Annotated in this window: 20 protein-coding genes; 6 read left to right on the forward strand and 14 right to left on the reverse strand. The window is 44.1% G+C overall.

All coding sequences use genetic code 11. From position 1 onward, the window contains the following. The first annotated feature begins 5 nt into the window (after positions 1–5). Entirely contained in the window at positions 6–254 is a 249-nt protein-coding gene (locus J2Z34_RS07210) for a MoaD/ThiS family protein (protein ID WP_209459195.1), read from the forward strand. An 83-nt stretch (positions 255–337) separates the two neighbouring features. On the opposite strand, the gene J2Z34_RS07215 is transcribed toward J2Z34_RS07210, so the two are convergent. The 8 genes from J2Z34_RS07215 to J2Z34_RS07250 form a co-directional block, all read right to left on the reverse strand. Continuing rightward, positions 338–1,405 carry a sialidase family protein gene (locus J2Z34_RS07215; RefSeq protein ID WP_209459196.1) on the reverse strand — a complete coding sequence of 356 codons (1,068 nt, stop codon included), beginning with the start codon at positions 1,403–1,405 and terminating at the stop codon, positions 338–340. Between the two features lie 55 nt (positions 1,406–1,460). Then, entirely contained in the window at positions 1,461–1,913 is a 453-nt protein-coding gene (locus J2Z34_RS07220; protein WP_209459197.1) for a NanQ anomerase/TabA/YiaL family protein, read from the reverse strand. A gap of 13 nt (positions 1,914–1,926) precedes the next feature. Then, positions 1,927–3,873 (reverse strand): TRAP transporter permease, encoded by a 1,947-nt coding sequence (locus J2Z34_RS07225; protein ID WP_209459198.1) that lies wholly within the window; start codon positions 3,871–3,873, stop codon positions 1,927–1,929. Between the two features lie 72 nt (positions 3,874–3,945). Further along, positions 3,946–5,019 (reverse strand): TAXI family TRAP transporter solute-binding subunit, encoded by a 1,074-nt coding sequence (locus tag J2Z34_RS07230; RefSeq protein ID WP_209459199.1) that lies wholly within the window; start codon positions 5,017–5,019, stop codon positions 3,946–3,948. Positions 5,020–5,032: 13 nt separating this feature from the next. Continuing rightward, on the reverse strand, positions 5,033–6,073 hold the full coding sequence (gene pdxA / locus J2Z34_RS07235; RefSeq protein ID WP_280922311.1) for a 4-hydroxythreonine-4-phosphate dehydrogenase PdxA: 1,041 nt from the start codon (positions 6,071–6,073) through the stop codon (positions 5,033–5,035). A gap of 10 nt (positions 6,074–6,083) precedes the next feature. Beyond that, on the reverse strand, positions 6,084–6,980 hold the full coding sequence (gene dapA, locus J2Z34_RS07240) for a 4-hydroxy-tetrahydrodipicolinate synthase (RefSeq protein WP_209459200.1): 897 nt from the start codon (positions 6,978–6,980) through the stop codon (positions 6,084–6,086). A 14-nt stretch (positions 6,981–6,994) separates the two neighbouring features. Continuing rightward, positions 6,995–8,146: an iron-containing alcohol dehydrogenase gene (locus J2Z34_RS07245; protein ID WP_209459201.1), complete on the reverse strand. Its 1,152-nt coding sequence runs from the start codon at positions 8,144–8,146 to the stop codon at positions 6,995–6,997. Next, positions 8,136–9,413, reverse strand: a complete 1,278-nt coding sequence (locus J2Z34_RS07250) for a four-carbon acid sugar kinase family protein (protein WP_209459202.1) — start codon at positions 9,411–9,413, stop codon at positions 8,136–8,138. The genes J2Z34_RS07245 and J2Z34_RS07250 overlap by 11 nt, the downstream gene beginning before the upstream one ends. 219 nt (positions 9,414–9,632) lie before the next feature. Here J2Z34_RS07250 and J2Z34_RS07255 point away from each other — a divergent pair, with 219 nt between their 5' ends. Continuing rightward, positions 9,633–11,435, forward strand: coding sequence for a sigma-54-dependent Fis family transcriptional regulator (locus J2Z34_RS07255; protein ID WP_209459203.1), 1,803 nt, complete (start codon positions 9,633–9,635; stop codon positions 11,433–11,435). A 212-nt stretch (positions 11,436–11,647) separates the two neighbouring features. Here J2Z34_RS07255 and J2Z34_RS07260 read toward each other — a convergent pair whose 3' ends face one another. After that, on the reverse strand, positions 11,648–12,622 hold the full coding sequence (locus J2Z34_RS07260) for a hydroxyacid dehydrogenase (protein WP_209459204.1): 975 nt from the start codon (positions 12,620–12,622) through the stop codon (positions 11,648–11,650). A gap of 67 nt (positions 12,623–12,689) precedes the next feature. Further along, on the reverse strand, positions 12,690–13,712 hold the full coding sequence (locus J2Z34_RS07265) for a DUF7309 domain-containing protein (RefSeq protein WP_209459205.1): 1,023 nt from the start codon (positions 13,710–13,712) through the stop codon (positions 12,690–12,692). Between the two features lie 410 nt (positions 13,713–14,122). Here J2Z34_RS07265 and J2Z34_RS07270 point away from each other — a divergent pair, with 410 nt between their 5' ends. The 3 genes from J2Z34_RS07270 to J2Z34_RS07280 are packed head-to-tail and all read left to right on the forward strand — an operon-like array spanning position 14,123 to position 16,596. Beyond that, complete coding sequence (locus J2Z34_RS07270; RefSeq protein ID WP_209459206.1) at positions 14,123–14,785, forward strand: cobalamin B12-binding domain-containing protein; 663 nt, start codon at positions 14,123–14,125, stop codon at positions 14,783–14,785. Beyond that, positions 14,769–15,926 (forward strand): ABC transporter permease, encoded by a 1,158-nt coding sequence (locus J2Z34_RS07275; RefSeq protein WP_209459207.1) that lies wholly within the window; start codon positions 14,769–14,771, stop codon positions 15,924–15,926. The genes J2Z34_RS07270 and J2Z34_RS07275 overlap by 17 nt, the downstream gene beginning before the upstream one ends. Continuing rightward, the gene (locus J2Z34_RS07280) at positions 15,919–16,596 is read left to right on the forward strand and encodes an ABC transporter ATP-binding protein (RefSeq protein ID WP_209459208.1); all 678 of its coding nucleotides are present in this window, start codon (positions 15,919–15,921) and stop codon (positions 16,594–16,596) included. The genes J2Z34_RS07275 and J2Z34_RS07280 overlap by 8 nt, the downstream gene beginning before the upstream one ends. 418 nt (positions 16,597–17,014) lie before the next feature. Here J2Z34_RS07280 and J2Z34_RS07285 read toward each other — a convergent pair whose 3' ends face one another. The 4 genes from J2Z34_RS07285 to J2Z34_RS07300 are packed head-to-tail and all read right to left on the reverse strand — an operon-like array spanning position 17,015 to position 20,440. Then, positions 17,015–17,950, reverse strand: a complete 936-nt coding sequence (locus tag J2Z34_RS07285; RefSeq protein ID WP_209459209.1) for a nucleoside hydrolase — start codon at positions 17,948–17,950, stop codon at positions 17,015–17,017. Beyond that, positions 17,944–18,888, reverse strand: a complete 945-nt coding sequence (locus J2Z34_RS07290; RefSeq protein ID WP_209459210.1) for a nucleoside hydrolase — start codon at positions 18,886–18,888, stop codon at positions 17,944–17,946. Before J2Z34_RS07290 ends, J2Z34_RS07285 begins: the two co-directional genes overlap by 7 nt. Before the next feature lie 25 nt (positions 18,889–18,913). After that, complete coding sequence (locus tag J2Z34_RS07295; protein WP_209459211.1) at positions 18,914–20,242, reverse strand: amidohydrolase; 1,329 nt, start codon at positions 20,240–20,242, stop codon at positions 18,914–18,916. Between the two features lie 39 nt (positions 20,243–20,281). After that, complete coding sequence (locus J2Z34_RS07300; protein WP_209459212.1) at positions 20,282–20,440, reverse strand: hypothetical protein; 159 nt, start codon at positions 20,438–20,440, stop codon at positions 20,282–20,284. 335 nt (positions 20,441–20,775) lie between these two features. Here J2Z34_RS07300 and J2Z34_RS07305 point away from each other — a divergent pair, with 335 nt between their 5' ends. Then, a complete protein-coding gene (locus tag J2Z34_RS07305; RefSeq protein ID WP_209459213.1) occupies positions 20,776–21,954 on the forward strand; it encodes an NAD(P)-dependent malic enzyme in 1,179 nt (392 codons plus the stop codon). Positions 21,955–21,965 lie beyond the last annotated feature (11 nt).

The following is a 21,965-nucleotide window of genomic DNA, read 5'->3' on the forward strand; positions in this document are numbered from 1 at the left end:
ATGAAATGCGCATTGAGATGAAGTACATAGGGGTCCCTTTAGGTGGGATGACCAATATCAGAAGGACTGTCATCCTTCCTGAAGACTCTACCATTGATGCGCTGATTCAAAGCCTGATTGACGATTCACCCGGAACCAGCAGGGATAACTTCAGGAGTGTCACCTACATGGTCAACAAGAAGAATGCAGGTGTCAGCACGATACTCCACGAGGGGGATGAGGTCTTCCTGCTCGGTATACTGGGTGGAGGATAATAATCCCCGAAATTTTCATCATGTTTTAAATGTTTCAATAAATAAGACAACCGGCTTAATTGGGGGAGCCGGTTGTCTTATTCTTATTCGAAGTTCTCTGTCAGTTCTTCATGTCTTATAAATTGTCTCATATAGGTATATGATACATGAATAGTTCCGTCTGAGGCCTGCTTGATTGAAGGATATGAGAATTCGGGTTCTCCTTCAATACCTTCCTTTGTAATGACAGTCCTGACTCTTTCCCATGTCAATCCACCATCGACAGACCTTGCTATTACCAGAGGATTTCTTCTGACTCCCCAAACTGAACTTGGTTCATCAGTGGCATCGAGCTCAATCTTGTCCATGTCCTTCTTATCGAACCATGGTGGCCTGTTAACTTTAGGTGGCGCCATGTGCTTGTTGACATCATTGAATATCAGGACAAGGCTGTCGTCCTTCAATTTTGTGCATTGTATCGATGAGTTGTTGTTAGGAAGATCCAATGGGTATGGAGTCTTCCAGGTCTTTCCCCCATCCTCCGATACAGTGGAGAAGATGTAGTCTGCCCGTCTGTTCCTGAAGAAACCAACAAGCTTCTTGTCCTTTGTCTCCACCAGGGACATGTGCACCAGACCAGCGCTTCCATCGATGACAGTCTCACTCCATGTTAGGCCCATGTCGCTTGAACGCTTGACTACGCTATAGTCTTCGCCCAGGAATCCTGATTTGGACTTCAGGCAGTAATACGCTGGAAGTAGAATATCGCCGTTCTCCAGAACAACCGGAGGGTTCCTTACAAAGATACCGGCTTCACTGAACAAATTCCTGATCTCGCTCCAGGTCTGACCATAGTCTTCAGACTTTCTCCATCTGACCACTGCAGTATCCTGATGGATTCCAATCTGTGCTGTGTAAATGAGCCATATGACACCTGGTGCTATTTCAAAGAGTATCGGATTTTGTTCCGAACGCTCAGTGTCATCAGAAAGTATAACTGGTTTACCCCACTCTTCTGCTCCACTTGCAAGTCTTGCAAGGTGTATTGAAATATCGGCTTTTCCTTCACAGGATCCCCCGAACCATGTGCACAGGACATCACCATTGCTGAGAAGCAATAGGTTAGATGCGTGGTTGTGCGGATATAGCGTTGGGATGTTTCTGCTCTTCATGCAAATACTCCTCTATTACTTGATAATCTGCCCTTGATTATTTGGCCTTAAGCCACTATTTCTGACCTACAGGCATTTTAAGGACGATCTTTTCAAACTTGTGGCTATTGGATGTGTGCCTTATCGCCTTGTGTGCATCATGAGGAAAAGCGACATAGAACATCCCTTCTGATACATACAGGCTATTCTTCTCGGAAGCCTCATAGTATGCGGCATCCTTGACCTCATCGTATGGAGTCTTTTCAGTCGAATCACCCAGTTCTGCCCATGCGATCTCTTCGTCGCCTGCAACCACAATCTGGATATCGATGAACTTCCTGTGTGCTTCAAACAGGCCTTCGGCCATCGGTTTCGATTCACCCTTCTGGACCATGAAGAATCCGCCATCAAACTCGTAGCGGCCTGTCTCCATCTTGCCCATCTGTTCCTGTATAGCTTCCAGCCCCTTATTCAGGTTCGGTATCATGCTTTTGTAAAGCTCAATGTTCTTAATTTTATCTACAATCATATTTTGTCTCCGCCTACGCTGCAGCCTGGACTTTAGGTCGCTTCTTGAACTGAAGGAAGTAGTATACTAGCAGAGCTGCTCCGATTGCACTTCCGACGATTGTGATTCCGGTGTGAGGAATGATGATCATTATAGAAACAGCTATCATCAAAGCCCTTATGAGCTTGTTCTCAAACGGTATGAACATGTATCCTGTCAATCCTGATGCTAGGAAGATTATTCCATATGCAAGAACTGCTGCTGCAATGGCTGTATCAACAAACGTTCCGGATACAAGGAGAAGCTCCGGCTGGAATACGAATACGAAAGGTACCAGGAATGAAACGAATGCATATCCAAAGGCTGTCCATCCTGTTTTCCATGAGCTTGCACCTGCAATTCCTGCTGCTGTAAATGAAGCAAGACATACTGGAGGTGTTATCTGAGCAATAACTCCAAAGTAGAATATGAACATGTTGGCTGGCAGTGCACCGATTCCAAGATTGATTAATGTCGAGCTGAACAGTATGTTGGCTATAAGGTATGCCGCAACTGTCGGCAGTGCCATTCCAAGAAGGAGGCATCCAGCCATGGCGAAGATAAGTGCCAATGCTACGCTCGAATCACCAGTCTGTGCGATTATCTTGGTGAGCTTATTGGCAACACCAGACTGGACAACGATACCGATCATTATTCCACACGCTGCGGTTGGAATTACTATTCCTGCAGCCTGCTTGACTCCATCAAGAGTTGCATTGATAAGCTGTTTAGCATTCATCCTTGTCTTCTTGCTGACAAAGCTTACAGCGATAGACAGTGCAGTTGCGACGATAGCCGCTCTTGTCAGGGAACCACCGGTTACTATGATAAGAACCAGTACGATAATAGGAATAAGCTGATAGAGTCTTGGAACTATCGGATCTGATTCATACTTTACTTCTTCACCGAGATTTACCATCGATTTACGCTTTGCGATGAAGTGTACAAGAAGGAATACCGAACCGTAGTATGCAAGAGCAGGAATCAAGGCTGATGTCGCAATCTTAAGGTAGCTCACGCCAATCATCTCAGCCATTATGAAGGCTCCGACTCCCATTATAGGAGGCATTATCTGTCCGCCGGTAGATGCGACAGCTTCAACTGCAGCAGCCTGATGAGGCTCATATCCCGACTTCTTCATGAGAGGGATTGTCAGGACTCCAGTTGTAGTAACATTTGCTACTGCACTTCCTGAGATCATTCCCATAAGGCCGCTGGATATTACTGATGCTTTCGCAGGTCCTCCAACAGTCTTGTCACTTAGCTTCATTCCAAGGTCTATGAGGACCTGGCCACCGCCGCATACAGAGAAGAAGGCTCCAAACAGAAGGAAGTAGAATAGTGTGTTAAGGGATGCGGTAAGTGGAGAACCAAGGATACCATTGACATCCATAACCATAACTTCAGCAAATCCCTGCCAGGACATTCCTCTGAATTTGAATATTCCAGGAATCTTCTGTCCGATGAACGCATAAGCGATGAAGAAGGTGATGAAGGCAAACAGCGCCATTCCCATGGTACGTCTTACTGCTTCCATTACCACAAACACCATCATATATCCGGCTAGAAGGTCAGGTGTTCTCATTGTATCGACATTATAGATTCGATTCTGGAGATACGACAGATTAGCAGTGAAGTAGTACGCGATATATGCGATCATTGCAAACAAAAGCGCATCATAAATCCACGATAAGGCAATAGCCCATTTCTTCTTCTTTCCAGTAGCCATAGGTTTGAACAGGAACGTTGCGAGCAATCCAAAACAAAGATGATAGGGAACCTGCAGCCATCTATCCATAGGCCTTACTAGTGCCAAATACATCTGGAATCCTATAAAGCAAATTGCAACTATAATCAGCGCAATATATCTTGTCTTCGACATTTTCGCTTTCTCAACAAGGCCATCGTCCGTGTTGATGAGTACTTCGACTTTATCTGCCATTAATATTTCCTCCTATTATATCTTTATTGGAGACCGCACCATACGGTCTCCAATATTGATATTACCCTTTGATTATTTCATGTAACCAGCTTCTTTGAAGTATCTTTCAGCGCCAGGATGAAGCTTAACTCCACCTATTCTTTCAGATTCCCATGCAGTTGCAGGGTTGAATGGCGCAAGTGATGCAAATACCTTTACAAGGTAATCCCTGTTTTCGCAAAGTATCTTAGTCATCTGGTAAACTACTTCCTCGTCAAGATCTTCTCTTACGAACAGGCAGTCAGGTGTTCCAGCGTTGACTATCGCCTCAGTCTGTCCCTTCCATGAGTTCGGTGCTATGTTAACTCTCTGGAATCCCTTTTCCTTGACGAAATACTCTATAGTCGCATCTTCCCACTGAAGGAACTTTACATCTACTGACATTGCAACTTCCTGCATTGTGGATGAGTTTACAGAAGTGTGGTCAAGCATGTAGTCAAGCTTGCCGTCCTTTACCATAGCTGCAAGGTCTGAACCTCCGCCTCTGACGATGTCTCCGCCCCATGACTTGATGTCAGCTTCGGTAACTCCGAGGAAATCAAGCAGTATCATGACAACTTCATTGTCCATTGATCCTATCGGGCTGCAGCCTATCCTTATTGGAAGCTTCTGCCTGATTGCTTCTTCTATGGTGCTAACCTTGTACTTGTCGATGAATGCCTTAGTGAGGAAGTTTACAGCTGAAACCGCTGAAAGCTCTCCAACCATTGCAAGGTATCCGTCTGTAGGTGCTTTTCCAAGAGTACCGGTTTCCATAGCCCATCTTGCAGGTGCGCCGTTTATGAATGCCATATCGGCCTTTCCGCCTTCAAACAGGTAAGGAGCTCCCATTCCGCCAGGTGATATAGGCTGTACATCGACAGTTCCTATTCCATTGTCTTCCCAAAGCTTTCCGAATTCTGCTGAGATATTGTAGTTGCTTGTTCCAACTTCAAAGGTAGCAAAAAGAACGTTTGCATCAAGGTCAAGCTTTGGAGCCGTTGTTGGTGCTCCGGGAACTGTTGGCGCCTGAGTCGGATCCGGTGTCTTTGCACCACACGCTGCCATACCTACTGTCATCATCATTGCAAGACCAAGACTAAGAACTTTTTTCCTTAAACTTAACATAATTTCCCTCCAATTAGTTATTTTTTTTACTGTTAGCCAAAAGAATACTATACTCGATGGCATTCTTCAAACTGAGCTCACTGGCTGTACCTTTACCTGCCTGATCGAACGCCGTACCATGATCAACAGAAACCCTGATGATTGGCAGCCCTAAAGTGATATTTACACCTGACACCGCATCCCACTTCTGTTCCTTCTGGTTGTACACAAACCCCAGGACCTTAAGCGGAATATGACCCTGATCATGATACATGGCAACTACTATGTCATACATTCCCCCTTTTGCTTTAGAGAAAATCGTATCCGGCGGTATTGGGCCTTCAACAATTATGCCTTCTTGTTTTGCCTGATTGATTGCCGGGATGATTTCAAGTATTTCTTCATCCCCGAAAAGCCCGTTCTCCCCACTGTGAGGATTAAGTCCTGCGACACCTATTTTCGGATTCTCTATTCCGAGGTCCTTGCAGGCTTTGTATGCAATCCTTATGACTTCCAATACTCTTTCTTTCTTTACCAGGTCACATGCTTTTCTAAGTGATACATGTGTTGAGACATGGACTACCCTTAGGTTCTCATGTGCAAGCATCATCGAGTATTTAGCTGTTTTAGTCAGATCCGCATATATCTCGGTGTGTCCGGAATAATGATGACCGGCTAAGTTTATCGCTTCCTTATTTAGTGCATTCGTGACTGTTGCATCAACCTCACCGGCAAGAGCAAGTTCTATGACTGTCTTTACATACTGGAACGCTGCTTCACCTGATGTGACTGAAACGGTGCCTCTTTCAAAATTGCTTAAGTCAACAAGCTTCATGTCATAAACATCTATTGTACCGTACTCGAATTTAGCGTCTGATATCTTGTCGATTGAATTGATCCTTATCTCCGGCTTTCCCACAATCTTCAGTGCTTCTGCCATAACAGCAGCATCACCGATGACAACCGGACTGCACATCTCATACAGTGACTTGTCTGCAAATGCCCTTACTGTGATTTCAGGACCTATACTGGCAGGATCACCCATTGTGATGCCGATTTTCAGCTTTTCGCTCATCTCTCAACTCCTACCACATATTTTTTGCTTTATTTTCATCCAGGACCTTCTGTACAGCTTCTACGCCTTCTGCAGATACCTGGTTAAAGGGAGCTCTGCATGATCCAACCTCGTAACCTAACAATTGAACGGCTTTTTTAACTATTGTGTTAGGATTTCCAAACTTGAAGCAGTTCCTGAAGCTTCTCAGGCTGTCCTGTGCCTCACGTGCCTTTTCCATGTCCCCTGCCAGAAAGTGTTCGTATATCCCTACCATTGTCTTAGGATAAACATTTGCACATCCGGCAATTCCGCCAGCTCCACCAGCCAATAGATTCCATAGTATAAGTGAATCATTTCCGGCAAGTACTGCGAAATCCTTTCTGTCCCTGGTTTCCTCTATATATTGCAGAAGGTTGTCAAAGTTTCCGCTGCTGTCCTTTACTCCCACGATATTGGGAATCTGGCTGAGCTTTCTTACTGTAGCTGGTGCTATGGAGTTTCCGGTCCTTGCCGGTATGTTATACAGTACGATCGGCATATCAACGGCTTCAGCTACCGCTTTGTAGTGCTCATAGATCTCATTCTGTGAAGCCAGTGCGAATGAAGGAGTTATTATTGAAAGGATATCCGCTCCAACCTCTTTTGCAATAAGTGACTGTCTTATGGTGTCCTTAGTACCGATGCAGCCTGTGCCTGCATATACCGGAACTTTTCCGTTGACCTCTTCCACAACTATCTCAAGTACTCTCTTCTTTTCAGCCTCGCTAAGTATGTAGCCTTCACCATTCGTTCCGAAAGGGAATATTCCATGTACGCCTGCTTCAAGCTGTCTCTGTATCTGTTTCCTGAGTTCAGTCTCATTTACTGTCTCATCCGCGTTCATCGGGGTTATAATAGCTGGAATTATACCTTTTATTTCTACCATCTCTTCTGCGCTCCTTACAGTACTTCCAGATACAACGCTCTGGCATCTTCGTGAGTGACATGTCTCATGTTGTTGACAAGCAGTCTCTGGACTTCCATTCCTGATTCAACAAGTATATCCAGGTCTGATTCCGGAACATTATAATCCTTGAGGTTAGTCGGTATGTCCAGGTTCACAAGGATCTCCTGAAGCCTGTTCAGCATCCATTTGGATTTCTCTTCAACAGTCAGCGCTGGGTTTGACCTGCTTACACGGTCATATGCCTTTGCAAACAGCTCCCTGCACATCGGCTCGTTGAACCTCATGACCGGCATGAGCATTATTGCATTCGACACTCCATGAGGTACATGGTACTTTCCTCCCAGTGGATACGAAAGTGCATGGACTGCTGTAGTTCCTGATGTGGCTATCGCGACTCCTGCGTAGAACGAAGCGATCATCATCGAGTTCTTTGCTTCCATTGCTTCCGGGTTGTTGCAGGCTTCCTCTATGTTGTTCATGATAAGGTCCAACGATTCAAGTGCGAACATGTTGCTGAACGGGTTGGCCTTGTTTGATGTATAGCATTCAATTGCATGTGATAGTGCGTCGATTTCCGTAGCTGCCGCTATTTTCCTTGGAAGCTTCTTGATCATCACAGCATCAAGTATCACATAGTCAGATATCATCTCATCGTTTACTATTCCGACCTTCATCTGCTTCTCAGGTACAAGCACTATGCTGTTCGGTGTTGCTTCAGAACCTGTTCCTGCTGTCGTAGGTATCATGAGTGTCTTTATGTTCTTAACTGCTTTGGAAGGATCAGCAAGCAGGTCTCTTACTGTATACTCATTTGTAAACAGCACCGAAGCAAGCTTCGCGGTATCCATGACGCTGCCTCCGCCTACTGCTATTATAAGTTCTGCATTCGTTGCCTTGAACCTGTCAACGACTTCCTGGACCTCGTCGCATGAAGGCTCTACCTTCAGGTCATCGAGAAGATCATATGAGACGCCTGCTTCCTTTACATATTGAAGAGGTATCTCGAGAAGCCCTGAGTTTGCTATCCCCTTGTCAGTGAAGATGACTACTTTTTTCTTGCCCTTGAGGATATCCTTCAGCTTATCAAGCGCGTTAACCCCGCTGTATACTTCCTTGGGCATTTTCAGATTGTATTTATCTAGCATGTGCAATCTCCTTTCTATTCGCGAACATCCGCTCTGCCAGTGTAATCAGCAATTTCTCATCACCGAATCCGCCTGACTTGCTAAGTATCTGTATCGTCCTTCCCTCGAACTCAATCGTGAAGAGGACTGTTCCTGAAACAACATCTTCAATAGGTGTGATTTCCTTTATATCTGTCTGGTTGATGAATCCCATTAGAGTATCACCACCGGTTATCATGATTGCGCTTTCAAGGCCTTCCTGGAGAAGCCTTTTAATGATTCTTCCCATATTTGTTGAAATTTTCATCCTCACATCATTTATGGTAAGTTTGTTTTCGTCAATAAAGTCCTGGTCAGCTAAGCCGTCTGTCGGATCCTGACTGTCAAGAATGCATTTGTCATTATGACTGAAGATATCCATCCATCCCTTAACAGCTTTGGTGCTGCCATCCGTTTCCAGGTAGCTATCCATCATTCTCTGCTCAGTTGTCAGATGCACCCTTTTGAAACCATTCTTCTCCGCATGCTCAAGTTGTGTAAGAGTTATCGGATTGACACTTCCGCACACCACCAGGAGACTCCTGCAAATTATCGGATTCTTGTCTCTTCCTTTACTGAAGCTGAGCTTCTTGGAGAGTACTGCTGCAAGTCCCGCGCATCCGGCAATCAGGAGCGGCTGATTTTCAACATACAGCCCTTCTACGATCTCTGTCAGCCTTCCTTCGGTCCCCGCATCATATATCTTGATAGTAGGATTTTTGACATCTGCCACATCTTCTGTTTCAAAAACATTGATGAGATTAATCTTGCTCTGTTCCCGGATGATATCAGATACCACCGAATTTTTCACAGGTTCAAACGGATCCTTCCCGAATACACTTTCATGCACTGGTACTCCATCTATAAAGTGGACTCCATTCTTAGTCGTTCTTCTCATTTGCGGAAAAGCAGGGATAAAATGAAGAACTGTCTTTTTCGAAGCATCCACTACTGCAGTCAATTCACTTCCGATGTTTCCTCTTAAGGCAGAGTCTGTCTTTTTGAAGATATTCGGTATCCCTAAAATCACAGCCTGTTCTACAATTCTATAAACAACCAGGTATGCTTCTTCAGATGAAAGATGTCTGCTCTCGGCATTTATGACCAGTACCTCAACATCTTCATTGATTTGACTGAGCTGATAGTTAGAATCCACAACAACCTTTGTATTAGCACCCTCGGAAGCGAATTGAACGGCTGTATCAAGGGCTCCTGTGAAATCATCTGCAATTACTATTAATTTCACCATTGTTTACCTCCATTCAGTTCGTTTCAATTTGCAACTTCATTTGCAACCTCTTACTTATGTTTCAATTTTACTTGATGAATTTATCGTTTACAACTGTATTATCATTCATTTTACGTTTAATTTTGAAACAGTTTACAAAATTATGGATTCTATTTTTAGTTTGTGCTATCATTGTTTCATAAGTAAACGAAATCGGGAATCGATTTAAGGAGCATAATCATGAGTCAAAATAAAGTTAAAATATTAGGCATAGCACCCTATGAAGGCATGAAGTCAACAATGACAAGAATCGCTTCCCAAAGAGATGATATTGACCTTAATGTCTTTGTTGGCGACCTTAATGAAGGAGTGGAAATCGCCAAGCGGAATATCGGAAGCAACTGCGATGTCATCATCTCCAGAGGCGGTACCGCCCAGATGATCAGCAAAATCACAGAAATCCCTTTGATCGAGATCAGCATATCAGTATATGATATCCTGAGGACTATCAAGCTGGCTGAAAACTATTCCGAAAAATACGCTATCGTTGGATATCCTGCAATCATAACAAGCGCTCAGCTCCTTTGTGATGTTTTGCAGTCGAACATCGACCACTTTACTATCCACAGCAAGGAAGAAGCCAACGAAACCCTGAAGATGCTGAAGGCACAGGGATATAAGATGGTGCTTAGCGACATGATAACAACGACCCTTGCCAAGAGGATGGGGATGAATGCCATCCTTATAACATCCGGTGAGGAAAGCATCAAAAGTGCAATAGACCAGGCCGTGAAGCTGTACAAAAGCTACATACATGTCAAAGAGGACAATAAGTTCCTTGAAGAAATCATCAGGGGAAATGGCGACAACGTCATCGTATTCGATAACAACAGCAATATAATCTTTGATTCCATTACGTCTGATGATATTGAAACCATTACGGACCTACTGAGAAGCGAGATCCCTAATACACTGAAACTCGGAAACCATAAACTGTACAAGACCATAAACGAAAACCTGTTCACAATCCAAGGTAGAAAAATCCTTAATCAGGACAGGGAATATGCAGTCTACTACTTCAGATATGACAAGGCACCTTCAACCGGACAGCTTAACGGAATCAACTATTATAACAAGGCTCAGGTTGAAGATTCATTCTTCAACAGTTTTTTCAGCATCATCAACACGACCAGCAAGAACCATTATGATATCGAGCAGCTAAGTCTCAATAAATCCCCGATAATGCTCACAGGTGAGGTAGGTACCGGAAAATCACAAATGGCCAACCTGCTTTATACTTATCATCCTTATTCCAATAATCCGATGGTAAATATTGATTGTGGCCTCCTTAATGAAAAGGGTTTGAAATTCCTGACCACGAATACAAATTCGCCGCTGCTGGACAAATCAAATGTGATATTCATCAGTGACCTGCACAAGTTATCAGAAAAGAGCGCTTTGGATCTTCTGTCGCTGATACGGGACCTTGTTCTCCATAAGCGCAACAAGCTGATAATCTCATGCGTCAATACATCGGATGAGTCAAAGCTCGCCGTACGCCTGGAGTACATGAACAAGCTCCAATGCTCGAATATCCATATGGACCCTCTAAGGGAAAAGATTGAAGAGATACCTGACGCCTCCAGCCTTTATCTTGGGAATCTAAACCTGAACACCACTAACCAGGTGCTCGGATTTGATTCAGATGCGATAGCGCTGCTCCAGGAATACGACTGGCCGTACAACTACACACAGTTCAAGCGCGTACTTAATGAACTGTCACTGATTACCACTACTCCATATATAACAAAGGATAATGTCAAATCCATACTTCAAAAGGAAACAGCGGTTCTTGCTAACAGCTCCAGCGCACAGATTGATTCTGAGGATACCATCCACCTGAAGCTGGATGCCTCCATGACTTTGGACGATATCAGCAAAGAGGTCATAAAAAGGTGTCTTAAGCTTAACAACGATAATCTCACAACCACAGCCAAACAGCTTGGAATCAGCCGAACCACACTCTGGAGACATCTAAAGTAAATACATATTAATCGTGATGTTTAAAGTGACCTCTGTCTGACAGGGGTCACTTTCATTTGGATGCTTACAAAGTCCCCTATGTTCTCAATTCAGTTCATGGCACATAACAGTCACATTCCAATGACAATAAAATGCTCCTCTGAAGAGATGTTTCTTACACACACTTCAGAGGAGCCAATTGTTGTATTATAATATTCTTCTTAAGAAACGGCTTATGAATTCCACCTTGGATGGTCGTATACTTCAGGATTGGCAACATAAGGCCATTTCTGACCGCTAAGGACAGCAAGCGTCCCTTCTGCAGCTATCTTTACTATTTCCGCTGTAGTTTCCTTGGTCAACGGAGCCATATGAGGCGTTACAATGATATTGTCCAGACTTAGGAGAGGATGCTCCTTCTGAATGGGTTCCACCTGCATGACATCTATCGCTGCTCCTGCAATTTTCTTCTCAAAAAGAGCATCATGAAGGTCCTTTTCATTAACCAGTTCGCCACGCGCACAGTTCAGAAGGAATGCACTCTTTTTCATGAGGTCTAACTGAGGTTTAGAGATTATATCCTTTGTCTCAGGACGGTATGGTATGTTCAAGGACAGATAATCTGCTGCTGCTATTGCTTCACTCAGTTTGTCAGTGAATCTGTACCCCTGTTTTTCTACCATTTCCTTCTTCTTAAGTGAATCACAGATAAGCACGTCCATGCCGATACCCTTGCACAAGCTGGCCAGTTCTTTCCCGATATTTCCGAATCCGACTATAGAGACTGTCTTAGCCTTGACATCGACTGCCTGGTATTTGTTCCTAATGTTGAAATTTCCCTTTAGTGTCTCATTGTGGCTTTCTATCAGATTCTTGGATAGCGCGAATATCATAGCTAAAGTATGTTCAGCTACCGCTCTGGCATGCTGAGTAGGACAGAATACCACAGGTATCCCATTTTCAGTTGCAGCTTTCAGGTCAACATTGTCGCAACCTACGCCTGTACGGGTAATCACCCTGAGCCCAGGACATGCTTCTATTGCCTTCCTGTCGATTTTTCCGATTCTAAGTATGAACCCATCCGCTTTCTTCAGCTCTTCCAGGATTTCATCGCTTTTCCCGTTGTTCGTGATGACCATATCTACCTTGCCTTCTAAGACATCCATTCCATCCTTATACAGTGCATGTGACAAAACTACAGTATCCATTCTCCGCCTCACTTCATTTATTTCTGCCAAAAGTCAACATTAAGCATGGACTCGTTCGAGCCCGGAATCAATCCTCATCAATCTCATCCAACCCTGTGATAGACTCAAAGATTGCATCGATTGCAGGAAGTGATTCAGATACTGATGTCTTTATTCCAAGCTCTCTGCATATTTCCTGTATCGCAATTTCAATGATATCATCCCTTACAATGATTTCACGGGGTCTTCCAATCTCATTAATGTATCCGATCAGGATATTGAGAATCGTCGAAATTTCATCATCCTCAGGTTCCAAAGGGGAAGTAATGTAAGGTTCTGAAGGCTTATCCACTTCACAAGCCATTGCGAATCGGGCAAGCCTGCGCTTTCTAATTGCAGCATTATCTATGCTTACTATATGATGCATTACATCTATTTCCACTACCTTCTGAAGCTTCTTGATCCTCTTTAGCTGGCTCATCATGATTTCATCTGTCAAACTGAAGCTTTCGATATGCTTCGGTTCATCGTTAAGAGGTGCCACCAGCGTCTCCCAGGATTTGGTCTTCTTATTGAATCTTCTCAGTATCGTCTCTTCACCATCGATGTCAAGTTCAAGATTTCCAGCACGCATGTCAGCTATAGCCTGAGCCAGCTGCTCTAGCACTTCCGCAAGCCTGGTGGCTTCCACTGCATTAAGCCGCGTTCCAGCATATCCTTTTTCATAAGACCTAAAAAGTGGCCATGCCTTTCTGCCCCGATATTTAAGTCCAAGCAGATCTATCATCCTCCTGTCTTCCGGAATGAGAATCTCCCTGTCGGAATATACGACACTTAAGCAATTGACGTACCTCGAGTTCTGATGCCATGGAATTTCATCATGCTCCATCTCATATATAGCATCGAACAGAGCATCAGAAGACTCAAAGACATTTATAATATAAGCCCTCTCAAGCTCCCCTAAAACTCTGCAATAAACCGCCTCTTTCCTGCCTTTCAGCTCAATGGTCACAAAGTCATAATCATCAATAAGATCCCAGGGCTTCTGAACCTTCAGCAGGTTCGCTGCTTCATAAAGTCTTTTCCAGGTACTCAAATCCTTTTCATTCATAACAATACCTCCAACAAATGCTAATTACATTGTGCCACATCCTTAGACTTTTCAACACACAAAAATGCGGCAAAGCTCAGCCTTGCCGCATTTTTTATAGACCTAGCAGGTCACACAGGGACAGGATATATATCATACCAGCATTCTGGACATCCTCGATATCCACATTCTCATTGTAAGAGTGGATGCCTTCAGCATTGAAAAATCCGAATTATTTTGCGGTCTATCTGATGAACTTACACTTCAGATGAAAAGCCAAAAATACTTCTCATCTCTAACACTTGATATTAACCCATATTGTGGTATTAATTTCATAAAATTTAATTTTACCCTTGCTATATTTCATATCGTGGTATATCATATAATCAAGAATAGTTGTTAAGAAATAATAGTTATTAGGAGTGTATGAGATGAACAGTATGGCTGAAGAGTTCATATCCATAATTGAAACGGAAGACAGAGCAAAAGCACTGGAATATATTGTTGGGAAACTGGAGTCAGGCGAAGCAGGGATAGTTGAGGTTTATGAGGAAGTCCTGGCGAAATCACTTAATGAGATGAAGCTGACAGGAGACGAAAGGACGGATATCTGGAAGGAGCATGTACGGAGCTCAATCATTAAAACAATCGTTGAGAACTGCTATCCATATGTAATAAAGGAAAGGGAAAAGAGGAATTCTCACCCTGAACTCAAAAAGGTTGCGGTGGTATGCCCGGTAGATGAGTACCATGAAATCGGAGCCAGGATGATAGCTGACTACTTTACTATAAACGGGTATGATACTACTTTCGTGGGAAGCAACACTCCAAAGGAAGTCTTTGTGGCTGGAATACATGTTGACAAGCCAAATTACATAGCTATAAGCATAACCAACCCCTATAACCTGGTTTCTGCAAGGAATACCATAGAGCTAATAAGAAAGGCTGATCATTCAGTTAAGATACTTGCAGGCGGAAGCGCACTTTCCAAGCTGCATGATAAGGCATCAAGCCTTGGAGCAGACAGCTATCTCACAAGCTTTGAGGATATCGAGAAATTAGGAGGAGGCAGGGAATATGAAACTACCATTTAGGATAGCAGTAAGGTTCCTTGGCTCCAGCCGAGGGCAGACAATATTGATAGCGATAGGTATCGCCATTGGAGTATCGGTTCAGATATTCATAGGCTCGCTTATCCAGGGGCTTCAGAAAAGCCTTGTTGATAAGACCATTGGAAGCCAGCCGCACATTACCCTGACATCGAAGAATGATGATGGTCTGATCAAGGATTATTCCATTCTTTCAGACAAGATAATGTCAGAGATCAGTAATATTGAAGCAATATCAGCATCTGCAGATGGTCCGGCACTTGTAAAGGTTGATGAGGATACATACAGCGTTCTTTTAAGGGGATTTGACATAGAAAAGGCTGACGGAATTTACAATATTTCTGACAGCCTGGTTGAAGGAGTTCTCCCAGCTAATGACTTCGAGACACTTGCAGGTACTGACCTTATGAATGAAGCTGGATTGAAGATTGGAGACTCACTTGAGCTCATAACAAACCTTGGCCAGACCGAGCAGTTCAAGATTACAGGAATCTTTGACCTTGGGGTAGCCAGTCTCAACAAGTCATGGCTGATATCAGGCCTTGATACTGCACAGAAGGTCTTCTCCTATGATGAGGGTGTCACTTCAATCGAAATGCAGGTTAATGAAGTCTTTTCGGCTGATGCAATGGCACTTGAAGTAGCTGAAATTGCAGGGGACGAAATCCTTGTCGACAATTGGAAGGACCAGAATGCTCAGCTTCTCAGCGGACTTAACGGTCAGAGCGTATCAAGCATAATGATACAGGTGTTTGTAATGATATCGGTGCTGCTGGGAATAGCAAGCATCCTTGCCATAACTGTAGTTCAGAAATCAAGGCAGATTGGAATACTAAAGGCTATGGGAATAAAGGATGGGACTGCAAGCCTCATATTCCTCTTTCAGGGATTGCTTCTTGGCATGGCCGGTGCAGTGCTTGGAGTAGCATTCGGCTTCGGCCTTCTCTTCTCCTTCTCAAAGTTTGCCCTTAACCCAGACGGAACTCCTGTGGTACCGCTCTTCATCGACTACAGGTTCATTGCCTTTTCGGCAATGGTAGCTGTTCTTGCATCGATGCTTGCAGCTCTTATACCAGCACGGAAGTCTTCAAAGCTCAATCCTATAGAGGTGATTAGAAATGGCTGACATCATAAAGCTTAAGAACATAAACAAGATATACGGAAACCAAGTTAAGACCCAGGTTCTCCATGACCTGAGCCTAGACATAAAGGAAGGCAGCTTCACATCCATAATAGGTCAGTCGGGAAGCGGAAAAAGCACCCTTCTTAATATTGTAGGCACACTGGATAAGCCAACCAGCGGCGAGGTCATAATAGACGGAAAAAGAACTGACGGCATGGTAAAGAACGAGCTTGCTGCACTAAGGAACAAAACCATTGGCTTCATATTCCAGTTCCACTATCTGCTGCCTGAATTCACAGCCCTTGAGAACGTGCTTCTTCCAAACAACATAATGGCAAAAAGCAACAAGGAAACAAAAGCCCGTGCTGAAGAGCTCATGCAGCTGGTAGGCCTTGAAAAGGTCAGGAACAACCTCTCCTCCAACATGTCAGGCGGACAGCAGCAAAGGACAGCAATCGCAAGAGCACTAATGAACAATCCGAGGATAATACTTGCAGATGAGCCTACAGGAAACCTTGACTCTGATTCAACTGAGAACATATACAACCTGATGAGGGATATAAACAAAAAGTTCGGGACAACCTTCGTGATCATAACCCATGACAGAAGGATTGCAGAAAAGGCAGACAGGATAATTGAGATCAAGGATGGCAGGATAGCACTGGACATCTGAAAACTAAAATCAGATATTTATATTTGGACGTTGAAATACCTCGCGACTGGACGGGTCGTGAGGTATTCCAACGTTTGGTATTATTGTGTTAGGTCGCTATATATATTAATATGTATAGCCATATTCAGCATCCGGGCAAATAATAGAAATCTTGCTTTTGCAGTCTATAATCTCTGTCTGGATATTCCAATTATAACAGATGTTGCCAATATCTCTCAATAGTATTGGAAGTTTGTGAAACTTAAAACTTATTGGTTCCATCCCATTACAAAGCTCAGGTATCGCTACGCAAGTGCCTTTTGCCAATGATCCATTACTACATTTTGTTTGAAGGCCATAAGAATTATTTTCTCTTGGTTCTTACGGATTCAATAACTGTAAATTCCTTGTCCATTACAAATATCCGAAATTCTTATCCTCATTTACTCATCATATAAAATCCTACCATTTCTTCAAGCAGCTTCCCGAAGATCTCTGGATAGGCAACCATTGCCACTTCAGCATTTGGAGACTTTCCTTCTCGCATCTCAAAGTCGACTATCGTCATCCCATGCGTATGTTTTCCTGCGGCTTCGCATGAAACAAATGCACTCCTTGTATCAGCAATCCTTTCATCAATAAGGTATCCCACAGCAATCGCATCATGAAGCGTTATCCTGCTGCCTGCCCCCCTCCTGGTTGACTTCACATAATCGTATATTCCAAGAATCAGTTCACTTACTATAGAATCCTTTTCACCAAGACGCCTGAGATCATCAAATGGCAAAGCGCATTGGGTCGTTGCATTAAGTCCGAACATGGTAATTGAGATTCCTGACTGGAACACAATTTCAGCTGCATGAGGGTCCGCCCAGGTGTTGAACTCACCATATTGCGAATGGTTTCCAGCGGTTACAGAACCACCCATCATTGTGATTCTCTTTATAAAGCCCTTAAGGTCCCGGTACTTAAGCAATGCTATGGCAACGTTAGTGAGGGGACCTACAGCAACGATTTCAAGCTCCCCTTCCAGCTTTACTGCCTCGTCATATATTATGTCCCAGGCCTTCATGCTGTCAAAAACAAGGTCTGCCTCAGGGAGAACAAGTCCTCCGAGTCCATTGTCGCCATGCATATGCCCTGCAAATCTTGGTTCTATGATCAACGGCATTGACGCACCTATCCCTACCCTTATGTCCATATTCAGCACTGAGCAAAGACGGATTGCATTCCTCGATGTATGTTCAATACCCACATTCCCGGATACTGCAGTTACCGCACGGATATCCAGACCATTGCTGCTGTTTGCCAGCATAATCGCAAAGGCATCATCCACACCGGGATCACAGTCAAGTATAATAGGCTTCTTTAACATATTACCCTCCCGGATTCCCCATCAAGCTTAAGGAGTGACTCTGCAATAAATGCAGATACTCCTTCCCTGTCTGCATCCATCACTACCTCAGCATTTATCCTTCCTCCGCTTATTCCTATGGTGTCTGTTACTGTGCAGCCCCTCGTATATCTCCCGTCAAGGTCAATTACCACATTGTAGTTTGAAGCCCTGAACAGCTCTGGTCTAAGTACTCTCGCTACTGCTACTGCATCATGGAATATGACCTCACTGTTTCCGGTTGCATTACCGAAGAAATCAATGATTTCGGTAGCAAGGACGCAAGCCTTCCCTTTGGATTTCCTGATCCTTTCCATATCCTTTTCGAGCATTCCGCATTTCCTTGTCACATCCAGACCGCACATAACGATGGGAATCCCTGACTCAAATACGATATGAGCAGCCTCCGGATCCTGCCAGACATTGAATTCAGCAGCAGGAGTCCTGTTTCCACCAAAAACTGCTCCTCCCATCATGAATATCTCACTTATCCTGTGCCTGAGCTCAGGTGAAGATAAGATGAATGTGGCAATATTTGTAAGCGGGCCAAGTGCGATTATTTTAATCTTTTCTACTGAATGCTTTACCTCATCCTCCAGAAACTGCACAGCATTCCTTAATTCCGCCATCCCTTTTGGTTCTGGCAGAGAAGTACCCGCAAGCCCGTTCTCACCATGTATGGATTTTGATGGCTTAAGAACTGAAAGTATAGGTCTTTCAGCCCCTTTATAAACTTTAACGCTGCTAGAGAGATGCGTGAGGATCCTCAATGCATTTCCTGTCGTGTTATCAAGTGTGCTGTTGCCTGCTGAAACGGTTATTCCTCTGATATCCAAAATATCGCTGGATATTGCAAGCATAAGGGCAATAGCATCATCATGCCCGGGGTCCGTATCTATTATTACCGGTATCTTACCCATTCCTCTGCCTCCTTGATGCATTTCATCAGAGTCTCGCTCTTTGGTCAAGTTCTCTTGCAAATCTTGATATCCTTTTAGAAACCTCCCTGACTTCGTCTATCAACCTATCCTCATCCTGAACGAGTACTTTTCTGTCCGACATGAGAACACTGCCATTGACCATAGTCATCACCACATTGTGAGGATGCGCAGCATACACTATCGCCGAGTAGTAGTCATAAATCGGCTGTATGTTAGGCGCCGAGGTATCGATTATTATGATGTCGGCTTTCTTGCCTATTTCAATCGACCCTATCTCATCTGCCATTCCAAGTACCCTGGCTCCCCCGATTGTACCGAGCTCAACAGCTTCAACTGCGGGACAGATCCTGTTGTCCAGAGCTGCCTGCTTCTGGATCTTGGTATAGTAACCAAGAAGTGACAGGATATCCTGATGATTGCCGCTCATAGGGCCGTCTGTTCCGAGACCAACGTTCATGCCTGCCTTGTGCATTGCAGGTGCGGGAGATACCTTCCTTCCGCTCTTTGCGTTCGCTACCACGTTGTGGGCAGCTCCAACTCCATTTCTCCTAAGTACTTCTATGTCCTCGTCATCCACGTAAACAAGGTGTGCCGCTATGAGACGCTCCGAAAGAAATCCGATATCCTCAAGATGCTTTATCGGAGTCTTACCATATTTTGAATCGAACTCCTCCATCTCGTGGAGCATCTCCGAGAGATGCATCGTAATTGGTACATCCAGCTCATCAGCAAGCTTCTTTATTTCCATAAGATGCTGATCATCGCACGTATATGGCGCATGAGGTGCAAATGCTGGAGTAATCAGGCTGTCACCCTTCCATTTTGATATGAATCTCTTTGCGTATTCAATTCCACCGTAGGCCTCGCTTGAGTCCGGTGAAGGCTTCGACAGGATGGTCTCTCCAAGGACCGCCCTCATCCCGAAATCCCTGACGGCCTTTGCCACCTCATCCTCGAAGTAGTACATGTCGCAGAAGGTTGTGACTCCACCCTGTATAAGCTCAATGAGGCTAAGCCTTGCTCCGATCCCCACCATCTCTTCATCAAGCAGCTCATCCTCCATTGGGAACATGTACCTTCTGAGCCTGTCAGGCATGTCCTCTCCAAGTCCTCTGAACACCGACATTGAAATATGGGTATGGCAGTTGACGAAGCCCGGCATGACGATTCCGCCTCTGGCATCTATTACGTCCATATCGCCTGACACCTTAAGGTCTTTCATGTTTCCGATTTCACTGATCTCATTACCGTCAATTATTACAAATCCGTCTTCGATTATATTTCTTGAGTCATCCATTGTTATGACGACTCCGTTTATTATGCATTTCTTCAAGTTCATCCCTCCTTCGCTTCCATATGTTGATTCTACTACCTATAGAAATATGAATCCAGAAAAACCCTGAGGATTAACATACTGTCTGGAATCAAGGGTGTCGAAATCTACAAAATCCACGGACACCATTATAATTTTGCAGATTTCTACAGGTTTCCATCCTTCAGCCTTTGCCATTATCTTTTCAATAAAGTGCATAGCTGTTCCTCATTGTTCAAATTTCTACCACTTTATTGAAATAAAAGCATCGTTTCGGAATATGTTTACGTTAAATTTATAATCCAAAAAATGATGCAGGCGAATTCCTTTGATATTCAAAGGTTGTCAAATTTGAAATCCAAATTGGTCCTACCTTTGTATTCATATGAGATTGACAAGGGTTTGAACAATATGTTAACTTGTGAGTATACAATCGTTATCATAGAACGTCCGATATTTTGGCAGAAGCCTGCAAGGCTTCTGCCAACTCATGAATATAGGAAATGGAACCGGTCTGAACGAAACTTACCATAACACAATCTAAGGAGGATAACATGAAAACTATCTACGAAATCGCATTGGAAAAACACGCTGAATGGAAGGGCAAGCTCACTGTAGAATTGAAGGCTCCGCTTGAAACAAAAGAGGACCTGTCGATTGCATACACACCCGGAGTTGCACAGCCATGCCTCGAGATAGCGAAGAACAAGGATGACGCATTCAAGTACACCTGGAAGGGCAACATAGTTGCGGTAGTTTCAGACGGAACTGCGGTTCTCGGACTTGGAGATATCGGACCTGAAGCAGCACTTCCTGTAATGGAAGGAAAAGCAGTTCTCTTCAAGAGATTCGGCGGAGTCAACGCGATTCCAATAGTCCTTGATACCAAGGATCCTGATGAGATCATAAACATCGTCAAGATGATAGCTCCAACCTTTGGCGGAATCAACCTTGAGGATATCAGCGCTCCAAGATGTGTACAGATAGAAAGAAAGCTCATAGAGGAGCTCGACATTCCTGTATTCCATGACGACCAGCACGGAACTGCAATCGTCGTAACTGCAGGACTCATCAACGCTCTAAAGATAGTAAAGAAGAAGCCTCAGGACATAACTGCGGTAGTATCAGGAGCAGGAGCTGCAGGCAGCTCGATCATAAAGATGCTGAAGGCATTCGGCGTAGCAAACATATATGCCTTCAATTCAAAGGGAGTCATACACAGGGACGACATGGACAAGTACAACTTCGTCGTCAAGGAAATCGCCATGATGACCAACAATGACAACAAGAAGCTTACACTTGCAGAAGCTATGGCTGAGTCAGACCTCTTCATAGGCGTATCAGCTCCAAAGGTCATCACAAAAGAAATGGTAGCATCAATGAAGAAGGATGCCATAGTGTTCGCAATGGCTAATCCAGAGCCTGAGATAGGCTACCATGATGCAAAGGAAGCAGGAGCAAGGGTCGTAGGAACAGGAAGATCTGACTTCCCGAACCAGGTCAACAATGTGCTTGCATTCCCAGGTCTCTTCAGAGGAGCTCTTGATGTAAGGTCAAGGAAGATAACTGATGAGATGAAGATGGCAGCGGCAGAAGGAATTGCTGCTCTTATAGCTGAGTCCGACATCACAGAGGAATATGTAATACCAAGCCCGTTCGATCCAAGAGTTGCTGAAGCGGTAGCAAAGGCAGTTTCAGAAAAGGCAATAGAGCAGGGACTGGCCAGAATATAGCCTGAGGAGAC

It is taken from the genome of Youngiibacter multivorans, from assembly GCF_017873395.1.
Lineage (GTDB): Bacteria > Bacillota > Clostridia > Clostridiales > Clostridiaceae > Youngiibacter > Youngiibacter multivorans.

Bases quoted from the DNA above. Each gene is read 5' to 3' on its own strand.
- J2Z34_RS07210 (WP_209459195.1), top strand. From the start codon at position 6: ATGCGCATTGAGATGAAGTACATAGGGGTCCCTTTAGGTGGGATGACC.
- J2Z34_RS07215 (WP_209459196.1), bottom strand. From the start codon at position 1,405: ATGAAGAGCAGAAACATCCCAACGCTATATCCGCACAACCACGCATCT.
- J2Z34_RS07220 (WP_209459197.1), bottom strand. From the start codon at position 1,913: ATGATTGTAGATAAAATTAAGAACATTGAGCTTTACAAAAGCATGATA.
- J2Z34_RS07225 (WP_209459198.1), bottom strand. From the start codon at position 3,873: ATGGCAGATAAAGTCGAAGTACTCATCAACACGGACGATGGCCTTGTT.
- J2Z34_RS07230 (WP_209459199.1), bottom strand. From the start codon at position 5,019: ATGTTAAGTTTAAGGAAAAAAGTTCTTAGTCTTGGTCTTGCAATGATG.
- pdxA (WP_280922311.1), bottom strand. From the start codon at position 6,073: ATGAGCGAAAAGCTGAAAATCGGCATCACAATGGGTGATCCTGCCAGT.
- dapA (WP_209459200.1), bottom strand. From the start codon at position 6,980: ATGGTAGAAATAAAAGGTATAATTCCAGCTATTATAACCCCGATGAAC.
- J2Z34_RS07245 (WP_209459201.1), bottom strand. From the start codon at position 8,146: ATGCTAGATAAATACAATCTGAAAATGCCCAAGGAAGTATACAGCGGG.
- J2Z34_RS07250 (WP_209459202.1), bottom strand. From the start codon at position 9,413: ATGGTGAAATTAATAGTAATTGCAGATGATTTCACAGGAGCCCTTGAT.
- J2Z34_RS07255 (WP_209459203.1), top strand. From the start codon at position 9,633: ATGAGTCAAAATAAAGTTAAAATATTAGGCATAGCACCCTATGAAGGC.
- J2Z34_RS07260 (WP_209459204.1), bottom strand. From the start codon at position 12,622: ATGGATACTGTAGTTTTGTCACATGCACTGTATAAGGATGGAATGGAT.
- J2Z34_RS07265 (WP_209459205.1), bottom strand. From the start codon at position 13,712: ATGAATGAAAAGGATTTGAGTACCTGGAAAAGACTTTATGAAGCAGCG.
- J2Z34_RS07270 (WP_209459206.1), top strand. From the start codon at position 14,123: ATGAACAGTATGGCTGAAGAGTTCATATCCATAATTGAAACGGAAGAC.
- J2Z34_RS07275 (WP_209459207.1), top strand. From the start codon at position 14,769: ATGAAACTACCATTTAGGATAGCAGTAAGGTTCCTTGGCTCCAGCCGA.
- J2Z34_RS07280 (WP_209459208.1), top strand. From the start codon at position 15,919: ATGGCTGACATCATAAAGCTTAAGAACATAAACAAGATATACGGAAAC.
- J2Z34_RS07285 (WP_209459209.1), bottom strand. From the start codon at position 17,950: ATGTTAAAGAAGCCTATTATACTTGACTGTGATCCCGGTGTGGATGAT.
- J2Z34_RS07290 (WP_209459210.1), bottom strand. From the start codon at position 18,888: ATGGGTAAGATACCGGTAATAATAGATACGGACCCCGGGCATGATGAT.
- J2Z34_RS07300 (WP_209459212.1), bottom strand. From the start codon at position 20,440: ATGCACTTTATTGAAAAGATAATGGCAAAGGCTGAAGGATGGAAACCT.
- J2Z34_RS07305 (WP_209459213.1), top strand. From the start codon at position 20,776: ATGAAAACTATCTACGAAATCGCATTGGAAAAACACGCTGAATGGAAG.